The sequence below is a fragment of the Streptomyces acidiscabies genome (assembly GCF_020010905.1).
Classification (GTDB): domain Bacteria; phylum Actinomycetota; class Actinomycetes; order Streptomycetales; family Streptomycetaceae; genus Streptomyces; species Streptomyces acidiscabies.
The window spans coordinates 1-18,683 of the sequence record NZ_JAGJBY010000004.1; the positions used below are offsets into that span (position 1 = coordinate 1).

The window sequence follows — 18,683 nt, forward strand, 5'->3', positions numbered from 1 at the left end:
AACCTGAGACAAAGACACCATTGGTGCGGCAGACTCGGGCCATGAGCCCACACCTCCGCTCCGCCGTCGACGTCGCATCAGGCGTCAAGACCCGCGCCGTCATCTACTGCCGCATCAGCCAGGACCGAACCGGCGCCGGCCTCGGCATCGACCGGCAGCGCGAGGACTGCGAAGCCCTCGCCGCCCGGATGGGCTGGGAGGTCGTCGAGGTCTACGTCGACAACGACGTGAGCGCGTTCAGCGGGAAGCTGCGCAAGGGGTACCGGCAGATGCTCGCCGACCTCAACGACGGCAAGGCCACCATCGTCATCGTCTGGCACACCGACCGCCTCCACCGCTCACCCACCGAGTTGGAGGAGTACATCGACCTGTCGGACAGGCGTGGGATCGCGACGCACACCGTGCAGGCCGGGAGCATCGACCTCACCACACCATCCGGACGGATGACCGCCCGCATCCTCGGCGCCGTGGCCCGCCAGGAGTCCGAGCACAAGGGCGAACGCGTCGCCCGCGCCCGCCGCCAGAAGGCACTCAACGGAGAGTGGACGGGCGGCATCCGCCCGTTCGGATGGGGCATGCCTACGGGCGAGACACGGACGGTCACCGACCCGGAGACGGGCGAGGAGACCGAGGTCGAGGTGCTCGACATGAGCAAGGCCCGGCCCGACGAAGCCGGGGCGGTGCTGTACGGAACCGATCTCGTCCTCGTCGGCGGGTCGGTCCGCTCGTTCAAGAAGTGGCTCAAGGACAAGGGCTTCACCACGACCCTCGGGAACGACTTCAGCCACCAGGAAGCCCGCGCGATCCTGATGCGCCCCCGGAACGCCGGCATCGCCGTCTACAAGGGCGAGGAGGTGGGGCGCGGCAAATGGGACCATCTCGTGCCTGAGGAGAAGTTCAGGGCCTGCGTGGCGATCCTGAAGGACCCGTCCCGGGTGACCACCCCGGGGGCACAGCCGAAGTGGGTCGGCTCGGTGCTCTACAAGTGCGGCCGTGACTGCGACCAGACCATGACCGTCACCCAGTCCGGCGGCCGGAGTTACCCGTCGTACCGGTGCCCGACCGGGCACGGCGGCGGCCGGCGCGCCGAGGCCGTCGACCAGTACGTGGAAGACACGATCGTCGAGCGGCTGTCGCGCGACGACGCGCACGAACTGCTGGAGGCCGCCCCCGAGGGCGTTGACGTCTCCGCGTTGCAGGCCGAGGCGGAGCAGGTGCGGCAGCGCATGAAAGACCTGGGCGGCCTGTTCGGCACCGGGCAGATCGAGATGACCGCGTTCACGGAAGGCACCGATGCCGCACGCGGCCAGCTGGAGGGGATCACGCGGCAGCTGGCGCAGGCCGCGCGGGTGGACCCGCTCGTCGACCTGGTGGGGGCGCCGGACGTACGGAAGGCATGGAAGGCCCTGCCGCTGGACCGACAGCGCACGGTCCTGCGGTCCCTGGTCACGGTCACGCTGCTGCCGCCACGCCAAGGCCGGATGCCCAACGGCGGATACTTCGACTACGACGCCATCCGCTTCGACTGGCTTCGCGGTAAGCCTTCAACGGGTGCTTAATTTTAATTTAGCCCGACCAGCGCCGAATAGCCTCCCGTTGGCGGCATATCCGCCTCACCCTTCGGAGGGCTCGACACTTCCAGCTTTCATCCACGATGGCAGGATAGGGAAGAGCCTTAATCGCCCTCAAACGCCGAATCACCATCGTGACGAGAGTAAGTTTCCAGCACGCCCAAACTTGGCTCAATAAATTTCATCAGCCCTTCCGGAACGTGCGGCAAAATCCACCCCTTCTCTTTCATGTCCTCCCTGAATCCGCGGATACTCCCGGCGATACTGGCCACTTCCTCATCATAGGAATGAACCGAGTCCTTCAACCATCGCTCCGCATCAAGCTGTCGACGGACGTCGCGGCGCTCCTTGGCCAGCTGCCGCAATCGCTCCACCAACTCACCTAGTCGCTCCACCTCGGCGGTGGAGGTCTCTCCGCCCCGGTAGCCAGAGACGCGCTCCTTCAGCATTCGCACCTCTTGTTCAACCGATTCGGTTTCAGTAGCAATCACAATCGCTCTGGACGATAGCTCGTCGTGCGCTTCAAGAGCTTCCAGATACACCTTCACCCCTTCATCTCGACGCAGCAACGCAACCTCAAGGCGTTCAATATTGCGCTGATGCCAGACGTAGGAAGGAATGGGAGCCTCCGCCGTGGGGACATAATTTCCTCCCAACTTTCTTTTACCAGAGATCCACTCAAGGACATCGAACGGGGCGGCAGTTTCCGAGGGTAGAAATTCAACCTCCTCTTCGTACCCCACAGGAAAAAGCAACTGCCCGGGAGCAACGTCAAGGGCCGCCGCAAGCACCAGAACCTCGGCCACGGTGATCGTCGCCCTTCGGCCGCTCTCAAGGTTCGCCAAGACAGAGCGCTGAATCGGCATGCCGAGTGCCGCGCATCGGTCGGCTAGCTGCTTCGCGCTCAGCCCCGCCCTCTGCCTGTGCCGTCGCACCTCCTGGGCGACTCCGAGCGCGAACCTCTCGGACCAACCGAACGCATCTGGATTTTGTGTCATGACGAGCACGATCTCACGCAACTTGTGCTCGGACAAGACAGGATTGCTTGACATCACGTGAACCACAGGGGCAGACTCCAGTCACCTCCCCAGGAGCACAGATACAGCGAAGGGTGTCAGGAATAATGACAACTCTGGCGAGGGGAGCTCTGGGTCGAGACGAGATCCTGAAGCTTCCTGCCGCTATTGACATCGAAACGGCAGCCCGGGCCTTCGGCTTGGGCCGCACGACCGCATACGCCCTGGCCAAGTCCGGAAACTTCCCTTGCGGCCTGATCAAGGCGGGGCAGTCGTACCGGGTGATCACAGCGGACCTGATCCGTGTCTTGCAGATCCTTCCTGGACAAGGCGACGGCGCCGAACCTTGCCCGTCCGACGCCGCCTGAGAACGCATCAATCCACACCAGAGCTACCCAGCAAGACGGCGGCACCCGGGGCCTTGCCCGCCCCATCAGTGCCGCCGCCGGAAAGAGAACGTCCTCATGACGATTCTGGCACACAGCCACACCCCGTCAACGGTGACGCCGAACCCCGCCGAGCAGCGCGACGGCATCACCGTCATGATCGGCCGGTGCCTCCCCGGCCTGTCGCCGCACCCCACCGACGTGTGGGAGACCACCGACATGGCCCCCCAGTACCACTACGAGGCCCTGTACGACCCCACGCAGATCACCCTCGCCGACGCCGAGACGGCCGTCCGTATCGCCCTCGCCGCCGACGGCAAGCACGTCAGCCGCTTCCTCAACGAAGACACCCCCCGCACGATGGCCTTCACCGACAAGGTCACCGGCCAGAAGCGCCCCTTCGTCTGCCTGCCCGGCTGCGACATGGACCACCGCGCGGACACCAACACCCCCACGTACGCGGAAGACGTCTACTGCAACATCCCCGGCGGCGCCGGATCGCTCCCCCTGATCGGGTCGCTGTGTGACGAGGGCTTGCGGGAGTTCACGGTCCTCGGCTGGAGCATCAACGTCGACCCGTACTCGACCCGCCTCGGCCGGCGCATGCCGCACGTCAACATCGAGTACATCGACGAGCACTACATCGAGGACCTCGACCCCGACAGCCTGGAGACCGTCATCCACGTCCTCCAGGAGCGCGTCGACTCCCTGCGCACCGCCCACACCCAGCTCGTCGCCCTCCGCGCCGCCTACCGCAACCAGTCGGCGGTGACCGCGTGAAGACCACCGACGACACCACACCGACGCCGAGCGGACCCAGCAGCGGGGGGTGCTCCCTGTCCGCCGACGAGCGCGGCCCCGAATGGATGGCCCGCTACGGGTGCCCGCCGTTCTGCCAGCTCGACCACGCAGGCGCCGACGGCGAGCCCGGCTGGCACTCGACCGCGCCGATCGAGACCCGGATGCGTGACATCGACGCCGAAGGCCCCGCCGACGTCCCGTTCCTGTCCGCCCAGGTCGTCGTCCACAACGACAGACCGCAGGCGTACGGGCGCCACACGAAGCTGTGGCTGCACTACGGGCTGACGACGGGGGAACTGACCGCAGCGCGGGCGCGGGAGGTGCTGACGGAGATGCGCGGGTTCTGCGCCGAGCTGGAGGCTGTCGTCGACGACGTCGAGGTGATCGGAGCCGACGACTTCGAGGGCGACCCGGAAGTGGCCCGTCTCGACCGCGAGGCGGAGGACCGCCGTATCCGTGCGATCTCCGAGCGACGCTCGTGATGGCGATCCCCGCCGTGCTGGCCGGGGGTGCTCGCAGCATCCCCGGCCGCCCGGCCGCCGACCGGCCCGTCCGCGACCCCGACCCGACCCGCAACGCCGCCTACTGGGCGCGCATTGACGCCATCGTCGACACAGCGCCGCCCCTGAGCGACGAGCAGCGCGCCGTCATCCGCACCGCGTTCCACCAGCCCGCACTCAAGGAGACGGCGTGAGCGAGTTCAACGAGATCGCTTCGGCGATCACCAACAGCCCCGACTGGTACGCCGCGATCCAGCAGTCCCGCACGCTCCTCCACCGCGAGAACCCCAGCGGTGTGGACTGCACCACCATCGGACATCACGCCTGGCGCCAGCTCACCCCGATCCAGCAGGCCAAAGCACTGCCCGACCTGTTCACCGCGTACCTCGTGCAACTGCACGAGGAAGAGCGCGCGGCCAAGCTCCAGGCCACCGCGTCGGTGAAGACGTACCTCGAAGGCGACGACGAGTACATCCTCCAGGACGCCCTGCAAGGGGTCCGCCCGATCGGCGAGGACACCGTCATCGACGGAGTGTGCGCCTCGGCCCTCGCGAACGTCCTCGACGAACTGGACCTGCTCCGCCACCGCCTCGCCATGCGCGACCGCAAGGAGGGGGGCCAGTGACCCGGACCCCGCAGGACACGTTCCTGTCCGACCAGACCCTCGCCGCCGCACGCGACGCCGCCGCCGACCCGGGCCTCGTGCCCGTCGCGGTCGCCGCCGCCAACGGCGAGACCTGCACCTGGTGCGACTGCCCCGACGGCCCCAACTCCCCCCACAACCAGCCCGACTACCGCTGCGGCGGATGCCCCACCCCGGCGAAGTACATCGTCAGCACCTTCGCCGGACCCGACATCCGCTTCGACTACCCGGCCTGCGACCGCCACCACACCGGCATCGTCGCCGCCGTCGCCCACCTGGCAGGAGGTGCCCGATGACCGGGAACTGCCCCGGCAAGTGGCCGATCAAGCCCACCGATCTCAGCCCGTCCACGAACGACGAGTTGTACGTGCAGCTCACCGCAGAGAGGGCGCTGCACGAGATGGTCCTCGCCTCCATCAGACACGACCTGGAGCAGCAGCCCAGCGCCTTCACCGTCCTCACCGCCGCCCGCAACTGGTGCACCCGCATCACCGCGCTCGCCGACGAGGTCGCCAAGGAGAAACGCCGCATGGCATGAGCTGCGGGCGGGCGCCGAGTTCCCCCCAAGGCGCCCGCCCACGCCACACGAACCACCTGATCCAGCTCGTAGAAGAGAGCACGTTCGTGACCGACGGCCTCAGAATCCCCGCCGCGCTCCCGGCCGCCGCCGAGACCTACGCGGCAGCGGGCATCAAGGTCTTCCGCGTCCGCCGGAGCAAAGCGCCATACGCCAACTGCCCCCGCTGCGACCGGCAGAGCAGCCTGTACATCAAGCACCGCCCCGAAGAATGCCAGTGCGGCGTCCCCACATGCCACGGCTTCCACGCCGCCACTACCGACGTCGACCTCGTCCGCAAGTGGTGGCGCGAGGAACCGGACGCGAACATCGGAGCGCCCTGCAAGCTCAACGGGTGGGCCGTCGTCGACATCGACCCCCGCAACGGCGGTCGTGAGTCCCTCCAGAAGCTGGAGAAGCGCGTCGGCGTCCTGCCCGCCACCACCATGCAGATCACCGGCGGCGACGGACTGCACATCCTGTACCGCTCACCCGACTTCGACCTGCCCGGCCTGGGTGGACCCGGCATCGACTTCAAGCACAACGGCTACATCCTGCTCGCCCCGTCCGTGCACTCCTCCGGGGGCCGCTACCGCTGGGCGGGCGACGGGGCGTATCTGGCGCCAGCCGTCGACTGGCCCGGCGCCCTGCTGCCACGCAAGCAGCGCCGTCAGCTCCCGCCGCCACGGGCCACGCCCCGGCACCGGTTTCCCAGCCAGGAGCGGCAGCAGCAGCGTCCGGGTGGTGGCCGCATGTGGACCGTCGCGGACCTCGTCCAGCACGTCATGGATGCACACGAAGGCAACCGCAACAACGCCTTCTTCTTCGCCGCGTGCCGCGCACACGAGCTCGCCGAGCAGAACCTCATCAGCCTCAACGAGGCCGAGGGCGGCCTGTTGGCCGCAGCGTCCGCAGTGGGCCTGACCGACTCCGAGGCGCGCGCCTCGTTCGACAGCGCCTCGACCCGCCCAAGTGACCGGGGGTGGGTGGCTTGACGACCGACTTCGACCAGACCATGGACGCCTACTTCGGCCCCGACGGCGACGAGCCACCCATGGACTGGGGAGACGCGGACGCGCCTCCGTCGTCTGCCACGGCAGACGCTCGTGAGCCCGTGCCGCGAACGTGGGGTGCCCAGGACCTGAGGTCGGTCCTTGACGGCTCGTACAAGCCTCCCCAGCCCACCGTCGGCCGGCGGAACGACGGGGTCGGCCTCTTCTACCCGGGCCGGATGAACAGCGTCGCCAGCGAGTCCGAGGCGGGCAAGACCTGGTTCGCCCTGATCGCCTGCCTCCAGGAAATCAACGGCGGCAACCACGTCCTCTACCTCGACTTCGAAGACGACGCGGGCGGCGTCGTCGGCCGGTTGCTCTGCCTCGGCGCCAACCCGGCCGACGTCCTGGAGCGCTTCCACTACGTCCGCCCGGAGAACAGCCCAAGCGACATCGACCTCATCGACCTGGGGACCGTCCTCGACCACGAACCCACTCTCGCGATCGTCGACGGCGTCACCGAGGGCATGAGCCTCTTCGGCCTGGAGCTGAAGGACAACACCGACATCGCCAAGTTCGGGCGGATGCTGCTGCGCCCTTTGCAGAACTCGGGGGCCGCCGTCGTCACCCTCGACCACGTCGTCAAGTCCTCGGAGAACCGAGGCCGGTACAGCATCGGCGGCGTCCACAAGCTCAACGGGCTCAACGGCGTGATGTACATGCTGGAGAACCGGCGGCCCTTCGGCATCGGCGTGACCGGCAAATCAACCATCCGCGTCGCCAAGGACCGGCCCGGCCAGATCCGTAAGAACGGCCTGTCTCACTCCAGCGGCATGCACTGGTACGCCGACCTCGTCGTCAAGTCCGAGACCCAGGAGTACGCCGAGGCCCACCTCTACGCGCCTGTTCAGCGCGACGAGGAGGACCGCGAGGCCAGCGAGGAACAGCAGCGCATCAACGCCCTCAAGCGCAGGGTGTTGGACGCCCTGACTGGCGCCCGCGACCCGCTCACGGGCAAGGGGATCGAGGACCGCGTACAGGGACGCGCAGGCGACATCCGGAAGGCGGTCGCGGCCCTTGTCGACGAGGGCCGGGTCAACACCGCCTCAGGACCGCGCGGAGCCATCCTCCACAGCCTCCCCGCCTCGGGTACAGAAGCGGGCAATACGGCCTCGGGCGGGAGTCCGCCGACCTCGTCCCACCCTCCGGACGAGGTCGATTGAGCCAATCTGTCCGCTTTCGACCCTTCCCCTCGCTCGCCGCCCACGTAAACGACCTCGTCCCACCTCGTCCCACCTCGTCTGGGACGAGGTCGTGAGTCCTCGTCCCTCGTCCCACTTCTTTAGGTGGGACGAGGACGAGGTCACACAGACCCAACCGTCGCAGCGCCCCGGGACGAGGACGAGGTCACCTTCAGCCCCACGAACCGCGTTCCATGCCCGTTTCAACCCACCAAGCCGCATCACAGCAAGGGAGCCCGCCATGGCAGGCGAGACCGTAATCACCGTCGTCGGCAACCTGGTCGACGACCCCGAACTCCGCTTCACCCCGTCCGGCGCGGCCGTCGCCAAGTTCCGCATCGCCTCCACCCCCCGCGTCTTCAACCGCGAGGCCAACGAGTGGCGCGACGGCGACGCCCTGTTCCTCACCTGCTCCGTGTGGCGCCAAGCCGCCGAGAACGTCGCCGAGTCCCTCGCCAAGGGCGTACGCGTCATCGCCCAAGGGCGCCTCAAGCAGCGCTCCTACGAGGACGGTCAGGGCGTGAAGCGCACCGTGTACGAACTCGACGTCGACGAGGTCGGCCCGACCCTCGCCCGCGCCACCGCCAAGGTCACGAAGAACCCGGCAGGCGGCGGCAACCGTGGGGGGTCCCCCACGGATGACCCGTGGGGCGGGGCCACGCCCGCCAACGGCCAGCAGCAGGGCGGCGGCTGGGGCGGGCAGACCTCGGTGGGGCAGAGCCCCACGCAGCCCGCCGGCTACTCCGACGAACCCCCCTTCTAGCCATGGAGGCCCTGGTGCTGTCGTGCGGCGTGTGCGAGCGGGAGATCGAAGCCGGCTACCTGTGCGAGGGAGACCGCGTCGCGCTCGCCGCCCGGCTCGGCGAACTGCCCGTCCTGTACGCCGAGGTCGCCGAGTGCCTGGTCCCGCGCGGGCACGGGTGGGGCGACATCGTCGCAACCCGGAGCGGCGCCGGACCCCGGTCACCGCTGAACGAGGACGTCATCGACACGGTGAACTCGCTCCGGGCGGCCGAGCTCACGCACCAGTGGCGTGCCGACGTCCAGCGGGTGAGGTGGCCGCAGCACTCCGAACCGCCGGCGGCCGGGCTCGCCGCGGACTGCCGATGGCTCGGCATGGAACTGGACTGGATCGCCGCCCACTACCCGGCGGCCGGCGACCTTGCGCGGGAGATCCGGGAGCTGGAGGGCCAGGCCCGGTCGATCGTGGGGGACCCTGCGCCGCGCCGTCAGCGCATCGGCTACTGCATCGCGGTGACCGGTGACCAGGGCGCGGTGTGCGGGGCGGTCCTGTCCCGTCTGCCGGGTGAGACGGTGCGCTGCCGGTGGTGCCGGACGGAGTACCGGACCGAGCAGGATCTCCTGCTGCTGCGGCACTACCAGCCGAAGGAATCGGCGTGACCCGCTTGCGTCCCACCCCGGGGTTGGATACACTCCTCTCGATGGACGCCAAACCCTGGCGGGAACGGGTCCGCGAGGAAGAACAGCTGTTGGAGCAGCTGCGCATCCTCGCCTCCGAATCCGCCACACGACGCGCTGAAGCCCTTCGCGACGGCGTGAAGGATCTCGGCTCCGTCGCCGAAGTCGCCCGCGACCTCGGCCGGAGCTGGAACGCTGTCGACAAGGCGCTCAAGAAGCAGGACCGCAAGACCTCAACCGAATAGCCAGCGAGGGCCGGACGACAGCTCTCCACGGTGTTGGAGCACCGAGGAGGCGCGCGCGTCGCCCGACCCTCTACCGAACTACCTGACCTAACCAGGAGTCGGCATGACCGATCTTTCCGCGCACCCCGGTGCGCCCGCAAGTTCCCCGTCCCGTCGCCTTGTCGCGGCCGGCTACGTCCGCCGCGCGCCCCAGCCGTTGGCGTCCGACCGCGACAGCGAGATCCTGACCGCCGTCCGCGTCGCGCAGCGCATGCTGGACACCTACGGCGACAGCAGCGGCAACGACATCTACGCCTACGCCGAGGCGCACGGCGCCCTCGCCGAGGCCCTCCGTATCCTTCTGCGCGCCGTTGACGCCGACCACCTGATCCGCCGCGCCGCGACCCGTGAGGCCGCCCGGCAGCCCGGGTTCCCCACCGCGCCGCCCGCCGACCCGGCCGCCGCCGACGAGGCCGTCCGCCGCTCCGTCGCCCGCGCCTTCCCTGCCATCGCCGCGTTCCTCGACGACGAGGCCGGTGAGACCCGGTGACCGCCTACGACCCGCTGCACGACACCGCCAAGCAGTCCCGGATCATCCCCGGCCCCCTCGAAACCGAGCTGAGCCTCGCCCGCAAACTCCTCGACTCGATCGCCGCCTGGAACATCCACGACCACAACACGATGGTCCGTGCCGCCGCCAGCCTCGACTACCGCCTGCGCGCCCTCCTCGCCGCCGTCGAGACCGAGCGGGGTGAGAGCCGGTGAGCATCGAGCCCCGTACGGCGACCGTGAACGTCCTCGTCACCAAGACCCTGCCCGTCGCCGAGCCCGAGTGGTGCACCGGTCACGACGACCGCGCCCAGTTCCTCACCGACATCACCCACAACGGGCCCGAAATCACGGCGCGGATCACCGTCGCCGGGGCCACCGCCACGTTCCTCACGGCGTGGATCTCCCAGAGCCCCTACCTGCCCGACCCGGAGCCGCTGCCGGTCCTCGCGATCGAGATCGACGGCGACATCATCAACTGCGGCCCCGACGACGTCCGCACCTTCACCCGCCTGGTCCGCGCGCACTGCGACGTCCTCGACGGCCTCGCGGTCGAACTGGAGCGGGTCCGCGACGGGGCCGCCCAGTGAAGCGTGACCCGCTGCTGTGGGCCGCGCTCGCCGCAGTCCTCGTAGTCCTGGCGTCCGCCGAGTACGAGCTGGCGGTGGCGTGCGGCTTCGGCCGCTACGTCGCCGCCGGCGTCCCGGCCGCCCTCGACGTGTACGCGCTCGCCGCCCTGCGCGCCCGCCGCGACGTCCTCGCCGTCGTCGCCACCCTCATCGCCGTCAACGCCGCCAGCCACCTCGTCGAGGTCGGCCTCCTGCCCGTCTCCGTCCCCCTCGTCGTCGCCGTCTCGGCGGTCGCCCCGCTCGTCCTGTGGCGCGTCCACCGACTCTCCGAACAGCAGGCGGAACCGTCAGCGATCGTGACGGAACCCGAGCCGGAACCGAGTTCCGCCCTGCCGGAACCAGCGGAACCGGTCACCGTGGAACGCGCCCCCGAACCCGCCGACGCCGTCCCCGTCCTCGGCCCCTGGCAGCCCCTCGCGGAACTCGCGGGCGGAACCAGCGGAACCAGCACCGGAACCGGCCCTGACGTGCCGCTCTCCGAATGGTTCGCCTCCCTGCCCAACGGCTTCACCCCCGTGGCGGAACCAGCACCGGAACCGAGTTCCGCCACGGTTCCGCCGACCGGAACCAGCGCCGCCGACATCGACACCGTCGACAGCAGCAACACCACTTTCTCCGCCCGCGTCGCCACCGTCCGGCACTGGCTGGAGACCGAACCGGAACTCACCGGAACCGAGATCGGAACCCGCCTCGACGTCTCCGACGGATACGGCCGCCGCCTCCTGCGCACCGCACGGGACGGCACATGATCCCGGCCGCCTACTTCGCCGGAACCGCCCTCCTCGCCCTGTTCGGGCTGTGCGCCATCGCGCTCCACGACGTCCCCCGCATCAGCGGGACCGTCGCCCTCATCCTCACCCTCGCCGCGCTCGGCGTGGCCGTCCTGCGCTAGGACCCCTCGTGAACTACGTGACCTACGGCGGCGTCACCGTCGGACTCTGCATCCTCGGCTACGAACTCACCATCTGGTGGCCCGGCCTCAAGCCGCTGAGGAAGGACCCCGTCAAGCACGCGGCGCGTTTCCTGCCGTTCCTCCTGTCCTGGTCGTACGGCTGCCTCACCACCCTCGGCATCGCCGGACTCATCGGAACCGCCTCCAGCAGCGTCCTCGGCCTGTCCAACTGGCTCGGCGACGCCGCCCTGCTGTGGGGCGTCGGCGAGCAGCCCGGCCAACTGGCCGCCCGAGCGACCTTCACTCCGCTCTCCGGGCCCGGGTCATGCCTCGTGCTGATCCTGACCGCCGTGTTCATCGCGTGCGTGAAGAAGGCCAACGACCACGACGCCGGAGTGCTGAAGCGCGGAGCCTGGTGCGGGATCACGCTCGGTACGAGCGCGGGCGTGGCCGGATTCGCGGCCGTCCCGCTCGCCCTCGCCGCCAACTGGCTCGGCGACAACACGTACGGGCGCATCGGATGAGCAAGGCGAGCGAGGAGGCGGAGGAGCCGTCGCGGGCGTCTGGCGCGTGCGCGCTGGCCGTCCTCGGCGGGGTGGTGGTGGCGGTCGCATTCGCCATCGACGAAGCGGCGGGCGTGCTCTTCGTCGTCACGGCCGGTACGGCGGCACTGTGGCGCTCAGCCCGCCGCATGTCCGATTCGTCCGCCACTCCCCCACCGCAGAAGGGGCGCCCAACCTGCCGCGAATGCGCAGGTCACACGCTTCTCGGCGTGACCCCTCTCGAAGGCCAGAAGGGGATGTCGATCTACACCAGCGCCCCGCCCGACCGCCCCAACTACACCCACATCCACATCGCCAAGGAGGCGACCGACGGATGATCGTCCGACTCCTCACCCGCTTCTACGAGTACTGCGCCACGTGCGGCTGGTGGACCAAGGACTGCGGCCACTGACCCCACCCGAGACCAGCCCCACCGCTCCCGACGCGGTGGGGCTCTCACGCATCATGGGCCCATGAACGACCCGCTCGCCCCACCCGGCTACCTCACCGCACGCGACACACAGCGCGCCCTCGGCATCACTGCCGGCGCCCTCCGCAACCTCGTCTACCGCGGCCAGCTCACCCGCGCCGGCGGGACCGAGCGCCACCCTTGGTACGAGGCCGCAGATGTCGCTGCCATTGCCGCCAAACGCGCCGAACGCGCCGCCGCTTGACCGCAGGTCAGACACTGTGTGACGATCGCGGTGTACAACTGTGCCCGCACACAGGCACCACAGACACCCACAAAGCCCCAGAGCGGCCCCGAGCCCCTGGGGCTTCGTCACGCCCAGAGCGGGGGGCGACCATGGCCACCGACCGCAGCGAACTCACCTCGTACGAGTTCCGGCAACTCCGCGCCCGCATCCTCGCCGCCTCCGACATCTGCATCGTCTGCGGCCACGGCCACGCCGACGCCGTCGACCACATCCGCCCCGTCGCCAAAGGCGGCGCACGCCTCGACCCCGACAACCTCGCCCCCATCCACGGCGTCAACCGCTGCCCCACATGTCTCAGGAGCTGTAACTCCGAGAAGAGCGACCGTCCCCTCGCCGACGTCGTCCAACTCGTCACCAGCGTCGACTGGTTCGCCGGACCGTAAGGAGACCGCGATGCCCCACCCCTGGACCGCGACGCACGAACTCCACATCTTCAAGCAGGCCCTGCGCCGCCCCAGCGAAGACGCCCAATGGTGGGAGACACAGAGCAGCGGCCTCGTCCACCTGCTCTGCAACTGCGGCTACAGCACCGGCTGGATACCCCAAGACCAGATGCCCACCGGCGAGCAACTCCTCAACGACCACGGCACACCGCACCACTCCGTCATGACCTCACGACAAAACCACAGGTCAGAAGCGTGATCCGGTCCGTTCAGCTCGGGATCTCCCGGGATTTTTAGAAATCGGACATATCGCAACCCCGCGCCCAGCTTTCATTTTTCTCCCCCCGGGCCGGTGACGTCCGGATGATCTTGGAAGGGGGCGTCATGGGCCCCGTCGAGACGGCCGTCCGGAACGACGTCGAGCAGCTCGGCGACCTGGCCGGTATCGAGCCGTCGCTGACGGAGCTGGCGTACGCGCTGGCCGGCCGGGTCGATGCCGCGCGGACCGCCGAGTGCGAGCAGTGCGGCGAGCCGGTCGCCCAGGACGACCGGCTCCTTCCTCAGCTGGCTCGCGAGCTGCGGCAGACGCTCGCCCAGATCCTGGAGGGACGGGCGCCGGACGATGACGACGACCTCGGAGACCTGGGCACCCCCGAGTAGCTTCGCTGAGGATCTGTACGAGCGGTACGGGCTGACGTGCCCGCCTCGCTGGGGCACGCCTCGAAACCCTGAGCGGAAGTCGTACGGGCCGAAGCTGTGGAAGGTCATGGAGAAGCTCGGCGCCCCGCCGATGCCATGGCAGAAGTACGTCACAGATGTCGCCCTGGAAGTGGACGAGAACGGGGTGTTCGTCCACCGTGAGGCCGGCCTGTCGGTGTCGCGGCAGCAGGGCAAGACGGAACTGATCCTGGGGCTACAGGTTCACCGGGCGTTGGCGTGGCGCAGGCAGAACATCATCTATGCGGCGCAGGACCGGAATATGGCGCGGCAGCGCTGGGAGGACGAGTTCTGGGAGAAGATCTCAGACTCCGATCTGGCGCGGCGGGCACGTATCCGCAAGTCGAACGGCAACGAGAAGATCCTGTGGCCCGCGACCCGTTCCCGCATGGGCATCACCGCGAACACCGAGTCCGCAGGGCACGGGCCCGCCTTGGACCTTGGGATCATCGACGAGGCGTTCAAGCACGAAGACGACCGGTTGGAGCAGGCGTTCTCTCCGGCGATGTCGACGCGGGACATGGGTCAGCTGTGGTGGGCGTCGGCGGGCGGTACCACCAAGTCGGTGTGGCTGAACAAGAAGCGGGCCGCCGGGCGGGCGTTGATCGAAGAGGCGTGGAAGACCGGTGTGTGGCCGGGGGTCTGCTACTTCGAGTGGTTCGCTCCGGATGACATGCCGCGCGACGATCCGGCGACCTGGTACGCGACGCTGCCCGCGCTCGGCCACACGATCACCGAGGCGGTCATCGCCGCAGAGCTGGTGAAGTTGGACCCGGCCGAGTTCGACCGGGCGTATCTGAACCGGACGCGGAAGCCGACGCCGCCGTCGGACCCGAACGTGCCGAAGGCGAAGTGGCCGGGCCTGATCGACGCGGAGAGTCGGCCGGTGGCGGAGTCGGTGGCGTTGGCGATCGACGTGTCGCAGGACAGGAAGCGGGCGGCGATCTCGGCCGCGTCGCTGCGGCCGGACGGGCGCGTACACCTGGAGGTGATCGCGCACCGGCCCGGTACCGACTGGGTGGTTCCAGCCGTGGCGAAACTCCACAGGCTGTGGACACCCGTCGCGGTCGCGGTCGCCGCGGGGTCGCCGGCGGCGTCACTGATCGACGACCTGACCGCCGCCGGGATCGACGTGCCGAAGGACAAGGACGCCCCGCTGCGGGGGGACTTGGCGGTGATGCGGTCGGGGGACATCACCGAGGCGTGCGGTCAGTTCGCCGACGCCTTGAACCAGAAGGCTGTGGCGCACCTGGACCAGGTGCCGCTGACGGCCGCCGTGAACGGTGCGCGGACCCGGCGCAACGGGGACGCGTGGACGCTGGACCGCACGAACTCCCTCGTCGACATCAGCCCGTTGTGCGCTGCCGTGTTCGCCCGCTGGGCGCTGGTGATCCGGGGCCCGCACGTCCTGGAGGACTACGACATCGCGGACTCGTTCGCGTGAGAGGGGGCCGGGTGTGGGTGTCGGGTCGGCGCTGAAGAGGATGTTCACCCGGGACGCGCAGATCACCTCTGCCGAGGATCTGCTGACGCGGGCGAGGGAACGGCGTTCGGGCCGGGTGCACGTCACCCAGGACACGGCGCTGAGGAACGCGGCGGTGTGGGCGTGTCTGCGGCTGCGCGCGGATCTGGTGTCGGCGTTCCCGATCGACGTCTACCGGTACGTGCAGGGCATTCAGGTCGAGGTGGCCAAGCCTCCCGTGCTGGTGTCGCCGGGCGGGCTGGAGGTCGGCATCAAGGAGTGGATGTACTCCACCCAGTTCGACCTGGACCGGGCAGGGAACTGCTTCGGGATCATCACGGAGCGGACCGGGGTGATCGGCCCGGACGGGCGTGGCCTGCCCGGCCGGATCGAACTCGTCGAGCTGTCCACGGTGTCGGTGCGCGGGAGCGGGCCGACGATCACGAAGTTCGTGATCGGGGGCAAGGAGTACGAGCCGTGGGAGGTGTGGCACGAGAAGCAGTACACCGTCGCAGGTGCGCCTCTCGGTCTGTCCCCGGTGGCGTATGCGGCGTGGACGATCGAGGAGACCCTGTCCGCGCAGCAGTTCGCGCGGGACTGGTTCGCCGCCGGGGCCGTGCCGCTGGCCGAGCTGAAGAACAACCAGAAGACCGTGGACAAGGCGGGCGCCCAGGTCGCGCGTGAGCAGTTCCGTGCGGCGGTCGACGAGTCCGGGCTGTTCGTCCACGGCAACGACTGGGAGTACAAGCCGATCCAGGCCGTGGCCTCGCAGTCGGCGTTCCTGGAGGCACGCCAGTACGGGGCCGGGGACATCGCCCGGTTCTTCGGTGTCCCGGGTGACCTGATCGACGTGGCCGTGTCGGGCAGCAGCGTCACCTACGCGTCGATGACACAGAGGAACCTTCAGTTCCTGATCATGAATCTGGGGCCTGCGGTCGGCCGCCGGGAGGACGCGTTCAGCCGGAAGCTCGTGTCGGGCCCGAGGTTCGTGAAGCTGAACACGGACGCGCTGCTGCGCATGGACCCTGAGGCGCGTGCCCGCACGATCGGCGCCCGCATCACCAACCGGACGCTCGCCCCGTCCGAGGCCCGCGCGCTGGACAACCTGCCGCCGTTCACCGAGGACCAGCTCGCCGAGTTCGACCGGCTCTTCGGCGCGCGGTCCGTGCCCGCCCAGCCCACCACCGCCGTACCGGGAGCACCGTCATGACCACCCCTCTGCTCGCCGCCGCCGCGGCCGAACGAGCCCAGCACATCCGCCAGCGCGCCGACCGCCCCTCTCAGCGGCGGTGTGCCGAGCACCCGGGCGCCCGCGCCGCCGTGCGGGCCGCACTGTCCGGCGTCCAGGTCCGCGAGGCGGGCGCCGACGGGGGCCTGCTGGAGTTCACCGGCCGGGCCTCGGTGTACGAGCAGGCGTACGAGATGTGGGACATGTTCGGCCCGTACACCGAGATCGTCACCGAGGGCGCCGGCTCCGACTCCCTCGCGCGCGCCGACCTCGACGTCCCCCTCGTCCTCGGCCACGACCAGCTGAGGCGGATGGCCCGCACCACGACCGGCACCCTGTTCCTCACCGAGTCCGCCGACGGCCTGGACGTGCGGGCGCCCGCCCTGGACCCGGCCGACCACGACGTGGCGTACATCGCGCCGAAGCTGCGGTCCGGGCTGGTGGACGAGATGTCGTTCGCGTTCCGGATCGAGTCGGGCCAGTGGAGTCCGGACTACACCGAGTACCGGATCAACCGGTACGACATCCACCGCGGCGACGTTGCGATCGTCGGCTACGGCGCGAACCCCTACACGGGCGCGGCCGTGCGCCAGCCCGCCGCGACGTCGGCGAACAGCCGGGCCCGAGCGCTGCTCGAACTGAGCATCGCCAGGGCCTGACCCCTTGATCTTCCCGCCGACCGGCGGGAGTACTGCCCTGCGCTCTGTGCGCACGAGACCGCCCGGCGCGATGCCTCGGGCGGCCGTCTGTCTGGGACCGGGGCGCCTGGAATCCACCATGAGAGGACCGACGAGATGACTCTCGCCGAGCTGATCGCCCAGGCGCGCACCGCGCTGGACACGGCGATCACCGCACGACAGCAGGAGCAGGACGCGCTGATGGCGCTGCGCTCCGACGACAGCCTGACCGAGGAAGCGGTCACCGCCCGGGTCGCGACCCGGGATGCGGCCGACGCCGAGGTCACCCGCCGCCAGAACGCTCTGGACGCGCTGGAGGCCGAGCAGGTCCGGGAGGACGAGGTCGCCGCCCTCCAGGCGCGCACCGTGCCCGGCGCCCGGCGGGCCCCGGCCTACGACCAGGTGTACCGCGTCGGGCAGGACGAGCGCACGTACCGGCCCGACCAGGACCAGCGCGGCCAGCAGTTCCAGTTCGACGTCCGGGCCGCGTTCCTCGGCGACTACGAGGCGCGCGACCGCCTGGTCCGCCACATGCACGAAGAGCGGGTCGAGCGCGGCCAGCAGATCCGCGCGGTCGGCACCGGGGCGTTCGCCGGGCTTGTCATCCCGCAGTACCTGACCGACCTGTACGCGCCGCTCGCACGGACCAACCGGCCGTTCGCCGACGCGTGCCGCCCGCACATCCTGCCCCCGACCGGAATGACGGTGGAGATCTCCCGGGTCACCACCGGGTCCAGCGTCGACAACCAGGCGAACCAGAACGACGCGGTGGCCGAGCAGGACATGGACGACACCCAGCTGTCCGTCCCGGTACGCACGGCGGCCGGGCAGCAGACCGCGTCCCGGCAGTCCATCGAACGGGGCGCCGGCGTCGAGGACGTCATCCTCGACGACCTGTTCCGCGCCTACGGCAGCCGCCTGGACACCACCATGCTGAACGTGGCCACGGTGGGTCTGACGAACGTGGCCACCGCCGTCGCCTACACCGACGGCACGCCGACCACCGCCGAGCTGTACCCGAAGCTCATCGAGGGCCTGGCCGGCATGGAGGCCGCGCTCCTTGACATGGCCTCCGGCGACAACCTGGCGGTCATGCACTCGCGCCGCTGGTACTGGATGCAGAACGCCATGGGCACCTCGTACCCGCTGATCACTCAGCCGGGTGTCGTGGCGCAGACTCTCGGCGCGAACTACGCCGAGGCGTACGGGCGCGGCGTGCGCGGCATCCTGCCCAACGGCACTCCGGTGATCGTGGACAACAACATCGCCACGAACCTCGGCGCGGGCACCAACGAGGACGAGATCTACCTGGTGGACCGGCAGGAATGCCACCTCTGGGAGGACCCGGACGCCCCGGTGTACATCCGCGCCGAGCAGCCGAAGGCGGCCAACCTCGGCGTGCAGATGGTCGTGTACGGCTACTACGCCTTCACGTTCCAGCGTCAGCCGCACGCCCGGAAGATCGCGGGCACCGGCCTGGTCACGCCGACGTTCACCGGCGCCTGATCCCCTCAGCCGCGCGGGCCCGCCTCGACTCCG

General features: G+C 69.4%; 29 protein-coding genes. 28 read left to right on the forward strand and 1 reads right to left on the reverse strand.

Annotated elements, in window-relative coordinates; genetic code table 11:
- The first annotated feature begins 41 nt into the window (after positions 1-41).
- Positions 42-1,559: a recombinase family protein gene (locus J8M50_RS48725; protein ID WP_223786513.1), complete on the forward strand. Its 1,518-nt coding sequence runs from the start codon at positions 42-44 to the stop codon at positions 1,557-1,559.
- Between the two features lie 116 nt (positions 1,560-1,675).
- On the opposite strand, the gene J8M50_RS48730 is transcribed toward J8M50_RS48725, so the two are convergent.
- Entirely contained in the window at positions 1,676-2,605 is a 930-nt protein-coding gene (locus J8M50_RS48730; RefSeq protein ID WP_158002860.1) for a helix-turn-helix domain-containing protein, read from the reverse strand.
- Positions 2,606-2,694: 89 nt separating this feature from the next.
- Here J8M50_RS48730 and J8M50_RS48735 point away from each other — a divergent pair, with 89 nt between their 5' ends.
- The 27 genes from J8M50_RS48735 to J8M50_RS48865 all read left to right on the forward strand — a co-directional run bounded on the left by J8M50_RS48735 (position 2,695) and on the right by J8M50_RS48865 (position 18,650).
- Positions 2,695-2,955: a helix-turn-helix domain-containing protein gene (locus tag J8M50_RS48735; RefSeq protein WP_010361268.1), complete on the forward strand. Its 261-nt coding sequence runs from the start codon at positions 2,695-2,697 to the stop codon at positions 2,953-2,955.
- A 96-nt stretch (positions 2,956-3,051) separates the two neighbouring features.
- Positions 3,052-3,753: a DUF6907 domain-containing protein gene (locus J8M50_RS48740; protein ID WP_010361267.1), complete on the forward strand. Its 702-nt coding sequence runs from the start codon at positions 3,052-3,054 to the stop codon at positions 3,751-3,753.
- Positions 3,750-4,256, forward strand: a complete 507-nt coding sequence (locus tag J8M50_RS48745) for a DUF6907 domain-containing protein (protein WP_010361266.1) — start codon at positions 3,750-3,752, stop codon at positions 4,254-4,256. The genes J8M50_RS48740 and J8M50_RS48745 overlap by 4 nt, the downstream gene beginning before the upstream one ends.
- Positions 4,256-4,468 carry a hypothetical protein gene (locus J8M50_RS48750; RefSeq protein WP_010361265.1) on the forward strand — a complete coding sequence of 71 codons (213 nt, stop codon included), beginning with the start codon at positions 4,256-4,258 and terminating at the stop codon, positions 4,466-4,468. The genes J8M50_RS48745 and J8M50_RS48750 overlap by 1 nt, the downstream gene beginning before the upstream one ends.
- Complete coding sequence (locus J8M50_RS48755) at positions 4,465-4,899, forward strand: hypothetical protein (protein ID WP_010361264.1); 435 nt, start codon at positions 4,465-4,467, stop codon at positions 4,897-4,899. Before J8M50_RS48750 ends, J8M50_RS48755 begins: the two co-directional genes overlap by 4 nt.
- Positions 4,896-5,213, forward strand: coding sequence for a hypothetical protein (locus J8M50_RS48760; RefSeq protein WP_223786514.1), 318 nt, complete (start codon positions 4,896-4,898; stop codon positions 5,211-5,213). The genes J8M50_RS48755 and J8M50_RS48760 overlap by 4 nt, the downstream gene beginning before the upstream one ends.
- Positions 5,210-5,455 (forward strand): hypothetical protein, encoded by a 246-nt coding sequence (locus J8M50_RS48765; protein ID WP_010361262.1) that lies wholly within the window; start codon positions 5,210-5,212, stop codon positions 5,453-5,455. Before J8M50_RS48760 ends, J8M50_RS48765 begins: the two co-directional genes overlap by 4 nt.
- Positions 5,452-6,468 (forward strand): bifunctional DNA primase/polymerase, encoded by a 1,017-nt coding sequence (locus J8M50_RS48770; protein ID WP_223786515.1) that lies wholly within the window; start codon positions 5,452-5,454, stop codon positions 6,466-6,468. The genes J8M50_RS48765 and J8M50_RS48770 overlap by 4 nt, the downstream gene beginning before the upstream one ends.
- Positions 6,465-7,688, forward strand: coding sequence for an AAA family ATPase (locus J8M50_RS48775; protein WP_223786516.1), 1,224 nt, complete (start codon positions 6,465-6,467; stop codon positions 7,686-7,688). Before J8M50_RS48770 ends, J8M50_RS48775 begins: the two co-directional genes overlap by 4 nt.
- Positions 7,689-7,947: 259 nt before the next feature.
- The gene (locus tag J8M50_RS48780) at positions 7,948-8,469 is read left to right on the forward strand and encodes a single-stranded DNA-binding protein (RefSeq protein ID WP_010360647.1); all 522 of its coding nucleotides are present in this window, start codon (positions 7,948-7,950) and stop codon (positions 8,467-8,469) included.
- A gap of 2 nt (positions 8,470-8,471) precedes the next feature.
- On the forward strand, positions 8,472-9,107 hold the full coding sequence (locus J8M50_RS48785) for a hypothetical protein (protein ID WP_010361299.1): 636 nt from the start codon (positions 8,472-8,474) through the stop codon (positions 9,105-9,107).
- A 41-nt stretch (positions 9,108-9,148) separates the two neighbouring features.
- On the forward strand, positions 9,149-9,370 hold the full coding sequence (locus J8M50_RS48790) for a hypothetical protein (protein WP_010356567.1): 222 nt from the start codon (positions 9,149-9,151) through the stop codon (positions 9,368-9,370).
- Positions 9,371-9,473: 103 nt separating this feature from the next.
- Positions 9,474-9,899, forward strand: a complete 426-nt coding sequence (locus tag J8M50_RS48795; protein ID WP_010356568.1) for a hypothetical protein — start codon at positions 9,474-9,476, stop codon at positions 9,897-9,899.
- On the forward strand, positions 9,896-10,114 hold the full coding sequence (locus J8M50_RS48800; RefSeq protein WP_010356569.1) for a hypothetical protein: 219 nt from the start codon (positions 9,896-9,898) through the stop codon (positions 10,112-10,114). Before J8M50_RS48795 ends, J8M50_RS48800 begins: the two co-directional genes overlap by 4 nt.
- On the forward strand, positions 10,111-10,488 hold the full coding sequence (locus tag J8M50_RS48805; protein WP_010356570.1) for a DUF6907 domain-containing protein: 378 nt from the start codon (positions 10,111-10,113) through the stop codon (positions 10,486-10,488). The genes J8M50_RS48800 and J8M50_RS48805 overlap by 4 nt, the downstream gene beginning before the upstream one ends.
- Positions 10,485-11,276 (forward strand): hypothetical protein, encoded by a 792-nt coding sequence (locus tag J8M50_RS48810; protein ID WP_010361255.1) that lies wholly within the window; start codon positions 10,485-10,487, stop codon positions 11,274-11,276. Before J8M50_RS48805 ends, J8M50_RS48810 begins: the two co-directional genes overlap by 4 nt.
- Positions 11,273-11,419, forward strand: coding sequence for a hypothetical protein (locus J8M50_RS48815; protein WP_167545711.1), 147 nt, complete (start codon positions 11,273-11,275; stop codon positions 11,417-11,419). The genes J8M50_RS48810 and J8M50_RS48815 overlap by 4 nt, the downstream gene beginning before the upstream one ends.
- Positions 11,420-11,427: 8 nt before the next feature.
- Complete coding sequence (locus J8M50_RS48820; protein ID WP_075693819.1) at positions 11,428-11,943, forward strand: hypothetical protein; 516 nt, start codon at positions 11,428-11,430, stop codon at positions 11,941-11,943.
- Positions 11,940-12,299, forward strand: a complete 360-nt coding sequence (locus J8M50_RS48825; protein ID WP_223786517.1) for a hypothetical protein — start codon at positions 11,940-11,942, stop codon at positions 12,297-12,299. The genes J8M50_RS48820 and J8M50_RS48825 overlap by 4 nt, the downstream gene beginning before the upstream one ends.
- A gap of 135 nt (positions 12,300-12,434) precedes the next feature.
- Entirely contained in the window at positions 12,435-12,635 is a 201-nt protein-coding gene (locus tag J8M50_RS48830) for a hypothetical protein (RefSeq protein ID WP_223786518.1), read from the forward strand.
- A gap of 131 nt (positions 12,636-12,766) precedes the next feature.
- Positions 12,767-13,060, forward strand: coding sequence for an HNH endonuclease (locus J8M50_RS48835; RefSeq protein WP_081241677.1), 294 nt, complete (start codon positions 12,767-12,769; stop codon positions 13,058-13,060).
- A 10-nt stretch (positions 13,061-13,070) separates the two neighbouring features.
- Positions 13,071-13,319: a hypothetical protein gene (locus tag J8M50_RS48840; protein ID WP_081241678.1), complete on the forward strand. Its 249-nt coding sequence runs from the start codon at positions 13,071-13,073 to the stop codon at positions 13,317-13,319.
- Positions 13,320-13,444: 125 nt separating this feature from the next.
- Entirely contained in the window at positions 13,445-13,720 is a 276-nt protein-coding gene (locus J8M50_RS48845; protein WP_010361251.1) for a hypothetical protein, read from the forward strand.
- Positions 13,683-15,221 carry a terminase large subunit domain-containing protein gene (locus J8M50_RS48850; protein ID WP_040839206.1) on the forward strand — a complete coding sequence of 513 codons (1,539 nt, stop codon included), beginning with the start codon at positions 13,683-13,685 and terminating at the stop codon, positions 15,219-15,221. Before J8M50_RS48845 ends, J8M50_RS48850 begins: the two co-directional genes overlap by 38 nt.
- A 13-nt stretch (positions 15,222-15,234) precedes the next feature.
- A complete protein-coding gene (locus J8M50_RS48855) occupies positions 15,235-16,449 on the forward strand; it encodes a phage portal protein (RefSeq protein ID WP_010361253.1) in 1,215 nt (404 codons plus the stop codon).
- Positions 16,446-17,126 carry an HK97 family phage prohead protease gene (locus J8M50_RS48860; RefSeq protein WP_223786519.1) on the forward strand — a complete coding sequence of 227 codons (681 nt, stop codon included), beginning with the start codon at positions 16,446-16,448 and terminating at the stop codon, positions 17,124-17,126. The genes J8M50_RS48855 and J8M50_RS48860 overlap by 4 nt, the downstream gene beginning before the upstream one ends.
- A gap of 135 nt (positions 17,127-17,261) precedes the next feature.
- Positions 17,262-18,650, forward strand: coding sequence for a phage major capsid protein (locus J8M50_RS48865; RefSeq protein ID WP_223786520.1), 1,389 nt, complete (start codon positions 17,262-17,264; stop codon positions 18,648-18,650).
- Positions 18,651-18,683 lie beyond the last annotated feature (33 nt).

Bases quoted from the DNA above. Each gene is read 5' to 3' on its own strand.
- J8M50_RS48865 (WP_223786520.1), top strand. From the start codon at position 17,262: ATGACTCTCGCCGAGCTGATCGCCCAGGCGCGCACCGCGCTGGACACG.
- J8M50_RS48845 (WP_010361251.1), top strand. From the start codon at position 13,445: ATGGGCCCCGTCGAGACGGCCGTCCGGAACGACGTCGAGCAGCTCGGC.
- J8M50_RS48860 (WP_223786519.1), top strand. From the start codon at position 16,446: ATGACCACCCCTCTGCTCGCCGCCGCCGCGGCCGAACGAGCCCAGCAC.
- J8M50_RS48830 (WP_223786518.1), top strand. From the start codon at position 12,435: ATGAACGACCCGCTCGCCCCACCCGGCTACCTCACCGCACGCGACACA.
- J8M50_RS48815 (WP_167545711.1), top strand. From the start codon at position 11,273: ATGATCCCGGCCGCCTACTTCGCCGGAACCGCCCTCCTCGCCCTGTTC.
- J8M50_RS48740 (WP_010361267.1), top strand. From the start codon at position 3,052: ATGACGATTCTGGCACACAGCCACACCCCGTCAACGGTGACGCCGAAC.
- J8M50_RS48825 (WP_223786517.1), top strand. From the start codon at position 11,940: ATGAGCAAGGCGAGCGAGGAGGCGGAGGAGCCGTCGCGGGCGTCTGGC.
- J8M50_RS48780 (WP_010360647.1), top strand. From the start codon at position 7,948: ATGGCAGGCGAGACCGTAATCACCGTCGTCGGCAACCTGGTCGACGAC.
- J8M50_RS48795 (WP_010356568.1), top strand. From the start codon at position 9,474: ATGACCGATCTTTCCGCGCACCCCGGTGCGCCCGCAAGTTCCCCGTCC.
- J8M50_RS48835 (WP_081241677.1), top strand. From the start codon at position 12,767: ATGGCCACCGACCGCAGCGAACTCACCTCGTACGAGTTCCGGCAACTC.
- J8M50_RS48785 (WP_010361299.1), top strand. From the start codon at position 8,472: ATGGAGGCCCTGGTGCTGTCGTGCGGCGTGTGCGAGCGGGAGATCGAA.
- J8M50_RS48770 (WP_223786515.1), top strand. From the start codon at position 5,452: ATGAGCTGCGGGCGGGCGCCGAGTTCCCCCCAAGGCGCCCGCCCACGC.
- J8M50_RS48790 (WP_010356567.1), top strand. From the start codon at position 9,149: ATGGACGCCAAACCCTGGCGGGAACGGGTCCGCGAGGAAGAACAGCTG.
- J8M50_RS48735 (WP_010361268.1), top strand. From the start codon at position 2,695: ATGACAACTCTGGCGAGGGGAGCTCTGGGTCGAGACGAGATCCTGAAG.
- J8M50_RS48765 (WP_010361262.1), top strand. From the start codon at position 5,210: ATGACCGGGAACTGCCCCGGCAAGTGGCCGATCAAGCCCACCGATCTC.
- J8M50_RS48850 (WP_040839206.1), top strand. From the start codon at position 13,683: ATGACGACGACCTCGGAGACCTGGGCACCCCCGAGTAGCTTCGCTGAG.
- J8M50_RS48750 (WP_010361265.1), top strand. From the start codon at position 4,256: ATGGCGATCCCCGCCGTGCTGGCCGGGGGTGCTCGCAGCATCCCCGGC.
- J8M50_RS48840 (WP_081241678.1), top strand. From the start codon at position 13,071: ATGCCCCACCCCTGGACCGCGACGCACGAACTCCACATCTTCAAGCAG.
- J8M50_RS48725 (WP_223786513.1), top strand. From the start codon at position 42: ATGAGCCCACACCTCCGCTCCGCCGTCGACGTCGCATCAGGCGTCAAG.